The organism is Lysobacter sp. CA199 (assembly GCF_052078715.1).
In the GTDB taxonomy this organism is placed as follows: domain Bacteria; phylum Pseudomonadota; class Gammaproteobacteria; order Xanthomonadales; family Xanthomonadaceae; genus Lysobacter.
The window spans coordinates 387,151-401,612 of the sequence record NZ_JBQJIL010000008.1 but is presented as its reverse complement, the minus strand read 5'-3'; the positions used below and the strand labels follow the sequence as shown (position 1 = coordinate 401,612).

The 14,462-nt window shown below is 66.4% G+C and carries 10 protein-coding genes; 5 read left to right on the top strand and 5 right to left on the bottom strand.

Annotated features, from left to right (window positions below; all coding sequences use genetic code 11):
• Nucleotides 1-537: 537 nt before the first annotated feature.
• Nucleotides 538-2,889 carry a TonB-dependent receptor gene (locus tag ACTOWJ_RS16880; protein WP_441335766.1) on the bottom strand — a complete coding sequence of 784 codons (2,352 nt, stop codon included), beginning with the start codon at nt 2,887-2,889 and terminating at the stop codon, nt 538-540.
• Between the two features lie 332 nt (nt 2,890-3,221).
• Between ACTOWJ_RS16880 and ACTOWJ_RS16875 the strand changes: the two genes are divergently transcribed.
• The 5 genes from ACTOWJ_RS16875 (at nt 3,222) to ACTOWJ_RS16855 (ending at nt 10,647) form a co-directional block, all read left to right on the top strand.
• Complete coding sequence (locus tag ACTOWJ_RS16875) at nt 3,222-4,550, top strand: MFS transporter (RefSeq protein ID WP_441335765.1); 1,329 nt, start codon at nt 3,222-3,224, stop codon at nt 4,548-4,550.
• 70 nt (nt 4,551-4,620) lie between these two features.
• Nucleotides 4,621-5,952, top strand: a complete 1,332-nt coding sequence (locus tag ACTOWJ_RS16870; RefSeq protein WP_441335764.1) for a dicarboxylate/amino acid:cation symporter — start codon at nt 4,621-4,623, stop codon at nt 5,950-5,952.
• 126 nt (nt 5,953-6,078) lie between these two features.
• A complete protein-coding gene (locus tag ACTOWJ_RS16865) occupies nt 6,079-7,266 on the top strand; it encodes an OprO/OprP family phosphate-selective porin (RefSeq protein WP_441335763.1) in 1,188 nt (395 codons plus the stop codon).
• A gap of 198 nt (nt 7,267-7,464) precedes the next feature.
• A complete protein-coding gene (locus ACTOWJ_RS16860) occupies nt 7,465-10,125 on the top strand; it encodes a hybrid sensor histidine kinase/response regulator (RefSeq protein ID WP_441335762.1) in 2,661 nt (886 codons plus the stop codon).
• 120 nt (nt 10,126-10,245) lie between these two features.
• Nucleotides 10,246-10,647, top strand: coding sequence for a hypothetical protein (locus ACTOWJ_RS16855; RefSeq protein WP_441335761.1), 402 nt, complete (start codon nt 10,246-10,248; stop codon nt 10,645-10,647).
• Nucleotides 10,648-10,695: 48 nt separating this feature from the next.
• Here ACTOWJ_RS16855 and ACTOWJ_RS16850 read toward each other — a convergent pair whose 3' ends face one another.
• The 4 genes from ACTOWJ_RS16850 to ACTOWJ_RS16835 all read right to left on the bottom strand — a co-directional run bounded on the left by ACTOWJ_RS16850 (nt 10,696) and on the right by ACTOWJ_RS16835 (nt 14,422).
• Entirely contained in the window at nt 10,696-11,370 is a 675-nt protein-coding gene (locus ACTOWJ_RS16850; protein WP_441335760.1) for a LuxR C-terminal-related transcriptional regulator, read from the bottom strand.
• 332 nt (nt 11,371-11,702) lie between these two features.
• Nucleotides 11,703-12,689 (bottom strand): malate dehydrogenase, encoded by a 987-nt coding sequence (locus ACTOWJ_RS16845; protein ID WP_441335759.1) that lies wholly within the window; start codon nt 12,687-12,689, stop codon nt 11,703-11,705.
• A gap of 98 nt (nt 12,690-12,787) precedes the next feature.
• A complete protein-coding gene (locus ACTOWJ_RS16840) occupies nt 12,788-13,177 on the bottom strand; it encodes a glutaredoxin family protein (protein WP_441335758.1) in 390 nt (129 codons plus the stop codon).
• A gap of 39 nt (nt 13,178-13,216) precedes the next feature.
• Nucleotides 13,217-14,422 carry an aminotransferase class I/II-fold pyridoxal phosphate-dependent enzyme gene (locus ACTOWJ_RS16835; protein ID WP_441335757.1) on the bottom strand — a complete coding sequence of 402 codons (1,206 nt, stop codon included), beginning with the start codon at nt 14,420-14,422 and terminating at the stop codon, nt 13,217-13,219.
• Nucleotides 14,423-14,462: the final 40 nt, after the last annotated feature.

Below are 14,462 nucleotides of genomic sequence, written 5' to 3'. Positions count from 1 at the left end.
GGTCTTTTGTGAAATGCCGCAACGGCCTGATCGGAAAGCGTCGGGCCTGAAGGCCCTCCCACAAAAGACCTCGCGGCACGCACTGGCTGTTGCCGGAGCGCAGAGGCCTCCCACAAATCCAGCAAACACCGCGGCTTGTGAGGTCTTTTGTAGGAGGGGCTTCAGCCCCGACTCGTATCCACCCGCTCGCGACGCAACGCGCTGCCTGGTCGGTCAATCACTCAGATGAGCTAGGTCCTGGCCGGAATGTCGCAACGGCCTGATCGAAAAGCGTCGGGCCTCCTGGCCGGAATGTCGCAACGGCCTGATCGAAAAGCGTCGGGCCTGAAGGCCCTCCCACAAAAGACCTCGCGGCACGCACCAGCTCTCGCCAGAGTGCAGAAACCCTCCCACACATCTACCAAACGCCGCGGCTTGTGAGGTCTTTTGTGGGAGGGGCTTCAGCCCCGACTCGTATCCACCCGCTCGCGACGCAGCTCAGGCGCGTGCACCGCCGAACGCGACGGCGACCCAATCGGTGGGCCGCCGCCGCTGCGATCAGAACTTCGCGTCGATGGTCAAAAACACCTGGCGCGGCGCATTGGCATGGAACGCATAGGTCTTGCCCTGCGGATCGGAGGCGCTGAAGGCGGCCAGATTGCTGGCGGTACGCTTGTCGGTGAGGTTGCTGCCGTTGAGCGCGATCGACCACTGCCGCAACGGCCCCATCGCGTCGAAGGTGTAGCGCACGGCCGCATCGAAGGTGGTCGAGTCGCCGAAACCGTTGTCGTTGGTGTAGGTGTAGTAGCGCTTGCCGGTGTACTTGCCGCTCAGGCTCGCCAGCCACGGACCACTGCGGTAGCTGATCTCGCTGGACAGCATCTTGTCGGGCACGTCGACCACGCGCTTGTCGCGGGTGGGCACCACCCTGCCGCTGTCGATGTAATCGTCCTGATAGGTCGACTTGTTCCACGACAACGCGTTGTACCACTGGAACTGCTCGCTGGGCTTCCAGATGAAGACCAGCTCGCTGCCGTAGCTGTCGACCGAACCGACGTTGAAGAACTTGGTGATGCACTCCGGACGCGTGCCCGCTTCGATGCTCGAGCACGGGTTCAGCGACAGCAGGCGGTTGTCGAACTTGACCTTGTAGACGCTCAGCGAAGCCTGGTAAGTCTCGCCGACCCGGCGGTAGCCGGCTTCCAGGGTCTTGGATTGTTCCGGCTTCAGATCGGCCTTCTGCGCGTCGAACGCGGCCTGGCCGATCGCCAGCGGACCACCGGCGCCACCGCCGACGAACGCCGCGACGTTCTCGGTGTAGGCGGCGAACAATTCCTGGCCTTCGCTGAGCTTGTAGCCGATGCCGAACTGCGGCAGGAAGCTGTCCTTGGTCTCCAGGCGGCCGGTGGCATTGGGCACTTCCATCGCGCGCGGATCGACCTGGCGCGCGCGCATGTCGGTCTGCGTGCTCTTGGCGCCGATGTCCACGGTCATGCGGCCGTCGAGCAGGCTGATAGTGTCCTGCAGATAGGCCTGACGGGTGTTGATGCGGTACTTCTGGAAGAACAGCCGGCGATCGGGATCGTCGAGGAAGCGGTCGTCGTTGACCGGGCCCTCGATGAAATAGAAGTTGCGCTGCACGTCGTGGTGATTGCTCTCGTACCAGAACCCGCCTTCGATGCGGTGGTTGCCGATCTCCCAGGCCAACGAGGCCATCGCGCCGTAACGGTTGATGCCGTAGTTGGTGCTGCGGATCGAGATCGGAATCGCCTTGGCGGTGTTGGGATACGAGTAGTTGCCCGGCGACCACCAATGGCCCTGGCCGCGGTCGTCGTGGTAGTAGGTCTGCGCTTTCAGCTGCAGGCCTTCGCCGAGATTGAACTCGCCGGCCAGCGCGGCCAGATGGTCGGTGCGCAGCGCGCGGCTGGCGTAGTACGCATCGTCGATGGTCGCCGCCGGGCTGGTGAACGAGCAGCGCGGATCACCGGCACGGTGCTGGTTGGCCGGCCACGGCCTGGGCGCGCAGTACGCGGCCGCGAGCGCGCGCTGCCAGTCCGGCTTATACAGATTCCAGTCCCAATCCGCGCCGCGCGCGAGCAGCGCCTCGGACAGATAGGCGTAATTGGCTTGGCTGGTTTCGGCGCCGGAGGCGAACGCGCTGATCCGGTTGCCGTCGCCGAACTGGTACACGGCCTTGAGGTTGAACTGGTTTTGGTCCTGGTTGTCGCCCGGGCGCGACCACATGTCGGCGCTGAGCAGCGAGCCGGACAAGTACATCGAGAAGCCGCCGTGCTCGCCGGTGTCCAGGCGCGCATAGGTGCGGCGGGTGTTGTCGCTGCCGAAGGTCTGGGCGACGCGCAGGCCGAACTCGGTTTCCGGATCGGATGAGTAGTACTGCAAGGTGCCGCCGAGGTTGCTGGTCGAGGCGGTGCCGAGCGAGCCGATGCCGGCGGCCAGTTCGGCGCCGGCCAGGTTCTCGCCGATCAGCGCGCGGCTGATGCCCAGGCCGTTGTAGTTGCCGTAGCTGTTGTCGCCAAGCGGGATGCCGTCGAGGGTGTAGCCGAGCAGGCGCTGGTTGAAGCCGCGCAGGCTGATGGTCTGGGACTCCTCGTTGGCGCCGTAGGCGTCGTTGGACTGCACCGAGATGCCGGGCAGCTTGTTGAGGATCTTCTGCGCGCTGGTGCCCGGCACGGTCTTTTCGATGTCGGCCCGCTTGATGCGCTGCACCTGCCGGGTCTCGCCCATGCCGATCACCGAAACCGCGTCGAGCGTGGTGGCGTCGCGGGCCGAATCGCCGGCGGCATCCGCGGGCGCTGCGTCGACGGCGGTATCGGCGGCGAAGGCCGGCGCCGCGGCGAGCGCGGTCCAGATCGCCAATGCGAGCGCGGCGGTGACGGGGGCGTGTTTCATGGGGTTCTCCGGGGGAAGGCAAAAAATCCGTGCAAGCATGCGCAGTGCAGATGACGCATTGATGGCGGCCACGGCCCGTTCCTGCGCGCGCCGCCCCCGACTACGACCAATGGGTTAGTCGGCGCGCCACGGCGAAAATCGCTGATTTTCCCGCCTGAACGGCGGTTCGGGCGGCGCTTCGGCAGTCAGCCGCCGACGCCTAACCCTAAGGTGCTATTGGCCCCCCTGGCGGTGCCGCCCACCATCGGCGCCGGGTGCTGGGGACGCCCTTGCGCGCCGCTTGCGGGCGCATGCGACCGGATCACCCGATGATTTTCGCAACAGGAGCCGCCGTGAGCGCGATCAGCACCACTGAAATCCCCGTCACCGCCCCGGCCATGAGCCCGGCGCAACGGCTCAAGTCGATCTTCTCCGGCTCGATCGGCAATCTGGTGGAGTACTACGACTGGTACGTCTACAGCGCGTTCTCGCTGTACTTCGCCCACGTGTTCTTCCCCAAGGGCGACACGGTCTCGCAGACGCTCAACGCCGCGGCGATCTTCGCCGTGGGCTTTCTGATGCGCCCGCTCGGCGGCTGGGTGTTCGGCCGTTATGCCGACCGGCATGGGCGCAAGGCTGCATTGATGTTGTCGGTGCTGATGATGTGCGCGGGCTCGCTGATCATTACCTTCACTCCGGGGTACGAGACCATCGGCGTGTTCGCACCGATTCTTTTGGTCGGCGCGCGGTTGATGCAGGGCCTGAGCGTCGGCGGCGAGTACGGCAGTTCGGCCACGTACCTGAGCGAAATGTCCTCGCGCGAAAACCGCGGCTTCTGGTCCAGCTTCCTTTACGTCACCTTGATCATGGGCCAGCTGCTCGCGCTGATGGTGCTGATCGTGCTGCAGCAGTTCGTGCTCAACGAAGAACAGCTCAAGTCCTGGGGCTGGCGCATCCCGTTCGCGATCGGCGCGATGGCCGCGATCATCGCCCTGTACCTGCGCCGCAACATGCAGGAAACCGAATCCTTCACCAAGCTCAAGGCCAGCGACACGCCGGTGCGCAAGGAAGGCTCGCTGCGCACCCTGGCCCAGCATCCGCGCGCGGTGCTGACCGTGGTCGGCCTGACCATGGGCGGCACGCTGGCGTTCTACACCTACACCAACTACATGCTGAAGTTCCTCACCATCAGCACCGGCTTCGACAAGGAAACCGCCTCGCTCATCAACGCCGGCACCTTGTTCGTCTACATGCTGATGCAGCCGCTGATCGGCGCGCTGTCCGACCGCATCGGCCGGCGCCCGCTGCTGATCGCCTTCGGCGTGCTGGGCACGGTGTTGACGGTGCCGGTGATGCATTGGATCCGCGGCGCGCAAACGCCGATGGAAGCGTTCTGGCTGATCATGATCCTGCTCAGCGCGGTCAGCGGCTACACCGCGATCAACGCGGTGGTGAAGGCCGAGCTGTTCCCGGTGGAAGTCCGCGCGCTCGGCGTCGGCCTGCCCTATGCGCTGACCGTCGCCCTGTTCGGCGGCACCGCCGAACCGATCGCGCTGTGGTTCAAGAAGATCGGCATGGAAACCGGCTTCTTCTGGTACGTCAGCGCCTGCATCGCCTGTTCGCTGCTGGTCTACACCTTGATGCCCGACACCCGCAAGCATTCGCATATCGATCGCGACTGACCGATCGCAAGCGATCGGTCTCGACTGATCGGTTCGCCCTACTCCCTACGTTCGCTACAGGACCGACACCATGAAATCGCCAGGCTCGCGTTTCTATCTATGGGTGGTGGCCGCCATCATCGTCGGCGGCGCGATCGGGCATTTCTTCCCCGATTTCGGCGTCAAGCTCAAGCCACTCGGCGATGGTTTCATCTCGCTGATCAAGATGCTGATCGGCCCGATCATCTTCCTGACAGTCGTGCTCGGCATCGCCGGCGTGGCCGACGTCAAGAAGGTCGGTCGCGTCGGTGCCAAAGCCATTCTTTATTTCGAGGTGGTTTCTACCTTCGCCTTGGTGATCGGCCTGGTGGTGGTCAACACGCTCAAGCCCGGCGCGGGGTTCGACGCCAACGTGGCCGATCTCGATCCCAAGAAGGTCGCCGAAGCCATCGGCTATGCGCACAAGGCCGAAGAGCAGAGCACGGTCGACTTCCTCCTGCACATCATCCCGAAGACCTTCACCGATGCCTTCACCGGCGAAGGCAGCCTGCTGCAGGTGCTGCTGCTGGCGGTGCTGTTCGGCTTCGCCCTGCTGCACATGGGCAAGAGCGGCGAGAAGGTCATGGACCTGTTCGAAACGCTGTCGAAGGCCTTCTTCGGCATCATGAGCATGATCATGAAGCTGGCCCCGATCGGCGCCGGCGCGGCGATGGCCTTCACCATCGGCAAGTTCGGCATCGAATCGCTCGGCCCGCTGCTCAAGCTGATGGGCAGCTTCTACCTCACCTGCCTGTTGTTCATCCTGATCGTGCTCGGCGCCATCGCGCGCTTCACCGGCTTCAGCATCCTGCGTTTCATCCGCTACATCCGCGACGAGCTGCTGCTGGTGCTGGGCACCTCCTCGTCGGAGTCGGCGCTGGTGCCGCTGATGCGCAAGCTCGAGCGCCTGGGCTGCTCCAAACCGGTGGTCGGCCTGGTGGTGCCCAGCGGTTATTCGTTCAACCTCGACGGCACCAACATCTACCTGACGATGGCGGCGATCTTCGTCGCGCAGGCGCTCAACGTCGAACTGACCCTGACCCAGGAAATCACCCTGCTCGCGGTGGCGATGCTGACCTCCAAGGGCGCTTCGGGCGTGACCGGCGCGGGCTTCATCACCCTGGCCGCGACCCTGACCGTGGTGCCGGCGGTGCCGGTCGCGGGCCTGGCGCTGATTCTCGGCATCGACCGTTTCATGAGCGAAGCGCGCGCGCTGACCAATCTGATTGGTAACGGCGTCGCAACTGTGGTGGTAGCGCGTTGGGAGAACGAACTCGACCGCGATAAGCTCAATCATGAGCTGCTCAATCCGCCGAGCGCGCTCGACCTCGACGCCGATCTGCCGTCGGACCACCACGGTCCGCTGGCCGACAAAACCGTCTGAGTCCGGTTGCATCGACCGGCGCGTCCGCGCGCCGGTCTCCCACCCTCCCTTCGGCCGGACGCACAACGCATCCGGCACGGTTTTCTGCTGCCAGGACGGCAGTAACGACTTGGAGCACGACCGACCATGCGTACCAATCGCCTCGCCTTCGCTTTGTTTCTGGCCTCGCTGCCTTGCGCCGCGCAGGCCGCCAGCCTCGAGGACTGGCCGACTAAATACACCTTCAGCGACGGCACCGAAATTTCCGCGACCGGCAACATCGCCTACGACGTAGTCGATTTTTCCGGCGACGGCTACGGCACCGCCGCGACCGACCTGTCCGACGACGGCCACTTCCGTCGCCGCGAGTTCGGCATGAACCTGAAAAAGAAAGACGTCTACGACTTCACCGCCGTGTTCGATTTCGAATCCAAGCTGTGGCTCGACGTGGCCTTGCGCCTGGACACCAAGGCCTGGTTCGACGCCGACTACGGCAAGGTGCGCGTGGGCTATTTCAAGACCCCGGTCAGCATGGAAAGCGTCGCCGCCTCGCGCACCACCAGCATGCTCGAACAATCGGCCGCGTCGCAGGCGATCTATCAAGGCCGCCGCACCGGCGTGGAATGGGCGCTGGAGCGGCCGCGCTTCGCGGTCAGCGCGGCGTACTTCTTCGGCCACGACCTGCAGGGCGACAACCCCGGCACCACCGCCGCCGGCCGCGCGGTGTGGACGCCGGTCAAGGACAAGGACCGGGTCGTGCATCTGGGCCTGACCGGTTCGGTCGAGAATCCGCACGGTTTCACCGACGGGCGCGGCGCTTATTCCGGCCCCGCCGCGCGCTTCCGCGCGCGCCCGATGAACGGCCTGACGCCGGTGCGCCTGGTCGATTCGGGCAGCCTGCGCAATACCGACAAGATCGTGCGCAACGGCCTGGAAGCGCTGTGGATCGACGGCCCGTGGTCGGTGCAGGCCGAGTACCTGCGTGCCACCGCCGAGCGCGACAACGGTTCGCGCGACTTCACCGCCAACGGCTATTACGTCACCGGCAGCTGGGTGCTCACCGGCGAAACCCGCCCCTACAGCGGCAACAACGTCGGCAACATCAAGCCCGCGCACGGCTACGGCGCGGTCGAGCTGTTGGCGCGTTACGGCGAACTGGACCTGGACGACGGCGGCATCGCCGGCGGCAAGCAAACCGATTGGACCTTGGGCGTGAACTGGTATCTGACCACGCACTTCAAGCTGCAGGCCAACTACGTGCGCGTCGACGCGGATAAGGGGCTGCTGTCGGCCGATCCGGATCTGGTCGAGGTTCGCGCTCAGGTGCAGTTCTAAGCGGCGTATCACGGCCGCGACGGCGTCCGTGCTGCGCGGTCGCGGCTCGCGCCGCTCCTACCTGGGCGGCGTTGGTCCAACGAAGCGACTGCAGGAACCGCGCGAGCCGCGACCGCCATCTTCAAGCGGCCTCGCCAATAACATCGGCTCGCATACAAACCGCTAATCTTCGGATACGCGCTATCGAGGCCGCCCGCCGTGATCCCCCGCCGCCGCCAGCTCCAGACCGCCCTGTGGATCGCGCTGACCGCGATCGGCGCGCTGCTGTCGATGCTGATCGCCGGCCGCGTCGCCTACTCGCAGGCGCTGCAACGCCAGGCCGGCGAAGCCAGCGCCCTGCTCGCCCAGCGCGCTCAGGTGATCGAACAGCACATCGACCGTTACCGGATCATGCCGGCGGTGCTGTCGCTGGACCCGCAACTGCGCGCGACCCTGGCCAATCCCGCCGACCGCACCCAGCAACAGCGCGCCAACGAACGGCTGGTGCAGCTCAATTTCGCCAACCGCACCAGCACCCTGACCCTGATCGACCGCAACGGCATCGGCCTGGCCGCGAGCAACTGGAATCAGACCAACAGCAACGTCGGCCATTCCTACGCGTTCCGCCCGTACTTCCAGAAGGCCATGTCCGACGGCGCCGGCGAGTTCTACGCCATCGGCGTGACCACCCACGTGCCCGGCCACTTCATCGCCCGCGCCATCCACGACGAACGCGGCGGCGCGGTCGGCGCGGTCGCGGTCAAGGTCGAACTGGAGGACATCCGCTCGGACTGGAGCGAGCGCGGCGATCTGGTCCTGCTCAGCGACGCCAACGGCGTGGTGTTCCTCGGCGCGCAGCCGCAATGGCGCTATCGCATGCTGCAAGCGCCGACGCCGGCGCAGAGCCACGAGCTGCAGCGCACCCGGCAATACCAAGGGCAGAAACTGCAGCTCGCCTCGTTCCGCATCGAGCGCGTGATCGGCGACGGCGCGCGCGTGGCGCGGCTGCGCGAACCTTATCTGCGCGAACCGATGCTGTGGCAGTCGCTGCACTTGCAACGCGAAGACTGGACCTTGCACCTGCTGCGCGACACCACCCCGAGCATCCGCACCGCCTGGATCGCCCGCGCGGTCGCCGCCGGCGCGTGGCTGCTGGTGATCTCCGTCGCGCTGCTGCTGATGCAGCGCAACCGCATCGCTGCGTTGCGTCTGCGCAGTCGGCAGGAACTGGAGAAAATGGTCGAGCACCACGCCGAGGCGCTGCGCAACGCCCAAGACGGATTGGTCCACGCAGCCAGCCAGGCGAGCCTGGGCGAAGGCAAAAGCCTGGAGCATCTGCCGCAGGGCGTCAGCGTGGTCGATGCGCAAATGCGATTGGTGGCCTGGAACCAGCGCTATGCCGAACTGTTCCGTTATCCGCCCGAACTGCTGCAAGTGGGCCGGCCGATCGAGGACCTGATCCGCTACAACGCCCGCCGCGGGCTGCTCGGCAGCGATCCCGAGGACGCGATCCGGCGCCGGCTCGAGCATCTGCAACGCGCGCAACCTTATTTGCACGAACGCGAGCGCCCCGACGGCACCGTGATCGAGATCCGCGGCAACCCCATGCCCGACGGCGGCTTCGTCACCAGCTACGCCGACATCACCGCCTACAAACAGGCCGCGCGCGATCTGCGCACCCTGGCCGACAGCCTGGAACGCGGTATCGAGCAACGCACCAGCGACCTGCAGGCCGCCAAGGGCGAGGCCGAGCGCGCCAACCGCTCCAAGACCCGTTTCGTCGCCGCCGCCGTGCACGACCTGCTGCAGCCGCTCAACGCGGCGCGCATGTACCTGTCCTCGCTGCGCCGGCGCGTCGACGACCCGGAAGGGCGCGAACTCAGCGACCACATCGAGGCCGCGCTCGCCGCGCAGGACGACATCCTGTCGAGCCTGCTGGACATCTCGCGCCTGGAGTCGGGCGCGCTGGAAGTGCGGCGCGCCGCGCTGCCGTTGTCGCGGGTGCTGGCCGGCATCGACAGCCAGTTCCGCATCCTGGCCGAATCGCGCGGCCTGCGCCTGCACTGCCTGCCGTCGAGCGCGGTGGTCGACAGCGACGAAATCCTGCTGCGCCGCATCCTGCAGAACTTCGTCTCCAACGCGATGCAGTTCACCCCGCGCGAGGGCCGCATCGTGCTCGGCGCGCGGCGCCTGCAAGACGGCGTGCGGATCGAGGTCTGGGACACCGGTCCGGGCATCGCGGCCAACAAACGCGAACTGATCTTCGAAGAATTCCAGCGCCTGGACGTCGGCGTGGAAGCGCCGCAACGCGGCGCCGGGCTCGGCCTGGCGATCGTGCGGCGGGTCGCGCATTTGCTCGGTCATCGGGTCGAAGTGCGCTCCTGGCCGGGACGCGGCAGCGTGTTCTCGGTGCAGGTGCCGTATGCGTCCGCCGCCCAGACCGACAGCGCGGCGCCCGCGCCGGCCGCGATCGGCGGACCGGTGGCGCAGGATCAGGATTCGCCGCTGCACGGACGCCGGGTCTGGGTGGTCGACGACGATCCGCATTCGCGCCAAGCCGCGCAACGCCTGCTCGCCGACTGGGGCTGCACCGTGGACGGCGCCGGCACCGCGGCGGAGACCCTCACCAAGGCCTCGTCCGCGCCGATGCCGGAACTGTTGCTGCTCGACTACCGCCTGGGCGAAAGCACCGGCTTCGAACTGGGCACGCAGTTGGAAGCCAAATGGCATCGCATGCCGCCGGTGGTGCTGATGTCGGCCGACGTCGATCTCTCGCTGCGTCCGCGCGCGGCCGAACGCGATTGGAGCTTCCTGCCCAAGCCGCTCAAGCCGGCGGCGCTGCGCGCGCTGGTCACCCGTCTGCTCGGCACGGTGGCCTGAACCCCACCGCGCGCGCCGGCTTTGCCGAGACGGCCGGTATGCGGCGGCGGCGGGCGCATCGGGCGCGCGGCGCTGGCAAGCGGTAGCAGACTGCCGCCATCGCCTCGGAGTGATCGCCGCATGCCCGACCTGCCCCTGCTCGATCTGCCCGCCTTGCGCGCATTGGCGTACGAATCGATCGCGATCGTCCAAGATTGCGCCTGCGTTCGGCCCGCGCCGCTCGCCTGGACCAGCATGTCGATGGAATTGCCGCAGTCGCGGCTGGATCGGATCGCCACCTTGGTCGCGGCCGCGGACTACGAACTCAGCGTCGAGGAATACCACCCGCACGACACTCATTACTGGTCGGCCGATGCGCCGATCGCGATCGACCGCTATCCCTGCAATCACTGCGATGTCTGGCGTTGCCGCGGCTGCGGCCGCTGTTTCCTGCATTACACCGAAGGCGGCGGTTACTTCGTCGATCGACGCATCCGCCTGCTCGATCCGGCGTTGATCGTCGAGTTGAGCGCACCGGGCTGAGCGCATTCGATCCGCGCCCGCGAGGCGGCGCGACGCGGCGATCGCCGATCAGGAATAGTCCTGGTTGTCGCCGTGCAGACCGCTGCCGTCTTCTTCCAGCGCCAGGCCCTTGACCAGCACCGCCGCCTGGGTGCGCGAGTGGCAACCCAGCTTGCGCAGGATCGCGGTGACGTGGATCTTCACCGTGTTCTCGGCCAGCGAAAGCTCGTAGGCGATCTGCTTGTTGAGCAGGCCGTCGGCCAGGCGCAGCAGCACGCGCATCTGTTGCGGGGTCAGCTGGGCCAGGCGATCGGCCAGTTGCGCGTCGCCTTCGTCGCGCTCGGCCTTTTGCGCCGGAAACCAGACTTCGCCGGCGAGCACCGCGTTGACCGCTTCGCCCAGCTTCGAGGACGGCGCGGACTTGGGCACGAAACCCGAAGCACCGAACTGTTGCGCGCGGCGGATCGTGCGCGGGTGTTCGTTGGAGGAGATCACCACCACCGGCAGCTCGGGGCGTTCGCCGCGCACGTACACCAGCGAGGAAAATCCCATCGCCCCGGGCATCATCAGATCGAGCATGGCCAGATCGAATTCGTCGCCGCTGGCGATGGCCGCTTCCAGCGCGCTCTGGCTGGCGACCTCGACGATGCGCGCGCCGGGCGCGATCTCGCCCAGGGCATAGCGCAGCGCCGCCCGGAACATCGGGTGGTCGTCGGCGATCAACAGGCGCAGGGTGTCGCTCATCGGGCGGAATCCCCTCGGACTTCGAAGCGGGCTCGATCCTACACGGTCGGGGCTCGCAAGGAACTGCGACCACCCAAGCGCCTTCCCCGTTGTGCGGCAGAGAGCCGGGACGAGGGTCCGCCCGTTCGCGCCGCAACGAGGTTTATTGTGGGAGGGCCTTCAGGCCGGACCGCGAATCTGGAGCGACGGTGCCAATGAGCTTCAGTCCAGACCCCGGTCGGGGCTGAAGCTCCCTCCCACAACAGACTTCGGGCATCCCGTGCGCGGATCTCAGCCACAAAAAACGAGGCGGCCGAAGCCGCCCCGTTCATGCATCGCGGAGTGCGAAACGATCAGCCCAGCAGGTGGGCGACGCCGGCGCGCTCTTCTTCCAGCTCGGCCAGGGTCTTGTCCATCGCGGCGCGGCTGAACGCGTCGACTTCCAGGCCTTCCACGCGAGTGTATTCGCCATTGGCGGTGATCACCGGCACGCCGTACATCACGCTCTCGGGAATGCCGTAGCTGCCGTCCGACGGCACGCCCATGGTCACCCACTTGCCGTTGCTGCCCAGCACCCAGTCGCGGATGTGGTCGATGGCAGCGTTGGCAGCCGACGCGGCCGAGGACAGGCCGCGAGCTTCGATGATCGCCGCGCCGCGCTTGCCGACCTGCGGGATGAAGGTGTTGGCGTTCCAGTCGGCATCGTTGATCTTGTCCTTCAACGACGCGCCGCCGGCCTTGGCGAAGCGGTAGTCGGGGTACATGGTCGGGCTGTGGTTGCCCCACACGATCAGGTTTTCGATCTCGCCCACGGCGACGCCGGCCTTGGCGGCGAGCTGGCTCAGCGCGCGGTTGTGGTCCAGGCGCAGCATGGCGGTGAAGTTCTTGGCCGGCAGATCCGGCGCCGACTTCATCGCGATGTAGGCGTTGGTGTTGGCCGGGTTGCCGACCACGAGCACCTTGACGTTGCGCGAGGCGACCTTGTTCAGCGCAGCGCCCTGGGCGGTGAAGATCTTGGCGTTTTCCAGCAGCAGGTCCTTGCGCTCCATGCCCGGGCCGCGCGGACGAGCGCCGACCAGCAGAGCGATGTCGGCGTCCTTGAACGCGACTTCGGCGTCGTCGGTGCCGACGATGCCGGCCAGCAGCGGGAACGCGCAGTCTTCCAGCTCCATGATCACGCCCTTGAGCGCGGCCTGGGCCTTCTCCAGCGGCAGTTCCAGCAACTGCAGAATGACGGGCTGATCCTTGCCGAGCATTTCGCCGGAAGCGATGCGGAACAGCAGCGAGTAGCCGATCTGGCCGGCAGCACCGGTGACGGCAACGCGGACGGGAGTCTTCATCTGGGTGTTTCCTTCGCTAGTGAACGTTGATGCGGGCGCGGGCCCGCGAAGTGAACGGGAGAGGACCGGCGACGGCGGGCACGGGCCCGCGGCCGCGCTTACAGGCGATAGCGCAATGGCGCGAGCTTGTCCTTGATCTGATCGGGTTGGTAGCCGTGAACGATGTCCTGACCGATGACGGTGACCGGCACGCCGTGCGCGCCGATCGCCGCCATCGCGCGCTGGCCGCGTTCGGTGTCGACGTCGACCAGGGTGTAGCGCACGTCGGCCAGTTCGAAGTCCTTGCGCAGCTTTTGGCAGTAACCGCACCACTCGGCAGCCAACAGGACGATGCGTTTGTCGCCGGTGTTCAGGCGCGGATCGTCCGGCGCGAGTTGCGCGGGACGATCGGCCATCCCCTGCGACCAGCCGCCGGACTGGGCGAATTTAGTCCCGGCCACGCCGACGACGAGCGCGGCCAGTACGCACAGCACGGTGCTCACGCGCATCGCTTCGCTCCTCGTCGCGGGCCGGTTCCGTCGCCAGGCTCAGACGAGCTCGGCGAAGAACTCCTGGAACCGCTGCAGACCCGGCGCCAGCTGCGGCGTCGGGCAGGTGTAGCTGATGCGCAGCGCGGTGGGCGCGCCGAACGCCGAGCCAGGCACGCAGGCCACGCCCTTGGTTTCCAGCAGCGCGTTGCACAAATCCATGTCGTTGCCGATCTTCAGGCCGCTGGGGCCATGGGTCTTGCCGAAGGCCACGCTGACGTCGGGGAAGACGTAGAACGCGCCCTGCGGACGCGGGCAGATCACCCCGGGAATCGCGTTCATCACCGCCATGACCTGATCGCGCTTGGCCTGGAATTCGGCGCAGCGGGCGGTCGGCACGTCCTGCGGACCGGACAGCGCGGCCACCGCGGCGGCGGTGACGATCTCCGGCACGTTGGTGATGTGATTGGAATTCATCGTGGTCACGGCCTGCGCGATCACTTCCGGACCGGCCATGAAGCCCACGCGCCAACCCGGCATGCCGTAGGTCTTGGACAGCGAGTCGATGAAGATCACCCGGTCGCGCAGCTCGGGATGCGAGTGCACGAAGTTGTGATAGCCCAGACCGTCGAACACCATGCGGTTGTAGATGTCGTCGGTGATGACCCAGGTGTCCGGGTATTTGGCGATCACCGCGGCCAGCGCGTCGATTTCGTCCTTGCCGTAGACCATGCCGGTCGGGTTGGACGGATTGTTGAACAAGAACACCTTCGGCTTTTTCGCCAACGCCGCGTCGAGCTGCTGCGGGGTGAGCTTGTAATCCTGCGAGGCCGGGCACGGCAGCAGATCGATCTTGGCGTTGACGATCTCGGCGATGTCGAGATAGCTGGTCCAGTAGGGGGCCGGGAAGACGATCGTGTCGCCTTCGTCCAACAGCGCCTCGGCGATGTTGTAGATCACGTGTTTGGCGCCGATGCCGGTGGCGCAGTTCACCCGGCCGTAACCGGTCAGGCCGATCTTGCTCATGTGCTCGATGAACGCGTCCAGCAGCGCGTCGGCGCCGCGGTTGCTGCCGTACTGGCCGCTGTCTTTGGCCAAGGCATCGCGCACGGCGGCATAGACATGATCGCCGGGCAGGAAATTGGGAACGCCGATCGAGAAACTGATGATGTCGCGGCCTTCGGCCTTGAGCCGCTTGGCCTTTTCGGCAACCTGCATGATCGCGCTGGGCTTGGCGCGACCGATGCGCCGGGCGAGCTGGGGCATCGTGTAAACCTCGTGGGGTGGTGTACGACGGAGCGTGCTG

Bases quoted from the DNA above. Each gene is read 5' to 3' on its own strand.
- ACTOWJ_RS16880 (WP_441335766.1), bottom strand. From the start codon at position 2,889: ATGAAACACGCCCCCGTCACCGCCGCGCTCGCATTGGCGATCTGGACC.
- ACTOWJ_RS16870 (WP_441335764.1), top strand. From the start codon at position 4,621: ATGAAATCGCCAGGCTCGCGTTTCTATCTATGGGTGGTGGCCGCCATC.
- ACTOWJ_RS16865 (WP_441335763.1), top strand. From the start codon at position 6,079: ATGCGTACCAATCGCCTCGCCTTCGCTTTGTTTCTGGCCTCGCTGCCT.
- ACTOWJ_RS16855 (WP_441335761.1), top strand. From the start codon at position 10,246: ATGCCCGACCTGCCCCTGCTCGATCTGCCCGCCTTGCGCGCATTGGCG.
- ACTOWJ_RS16850 (WP_441335760.1), bottom strand. From the start codon at position 11,370: ATGAGCGACACCCTGCGCCTGTTGATCGCCGACGACCACCCGATGTTC.
- ACTOWJ_RS16845 (WP_441335759.1), bottom strand. From the start codon at position 12,689: ATGAAGACTCCCGTCCGCGTTGCCGTCACCGGTGCTGCCGGCCAGATC.
- ACTOWJ_RS16840 (WP_441335758.1), bottom strand. From the start codon at position 13,177: ATGCGCGTGAGCACCGTGCTGTGCGTACTGGCCGCGCTCGTCGTCGGC.
- ACTOWJ_RS16835 (WP_441335757.1), bottom strand. From the start codon at position 14,422: ATGCCCCAGCTCGCCCGGCGCATCGGTCGCGCCAAGCCCAGCGCGATC.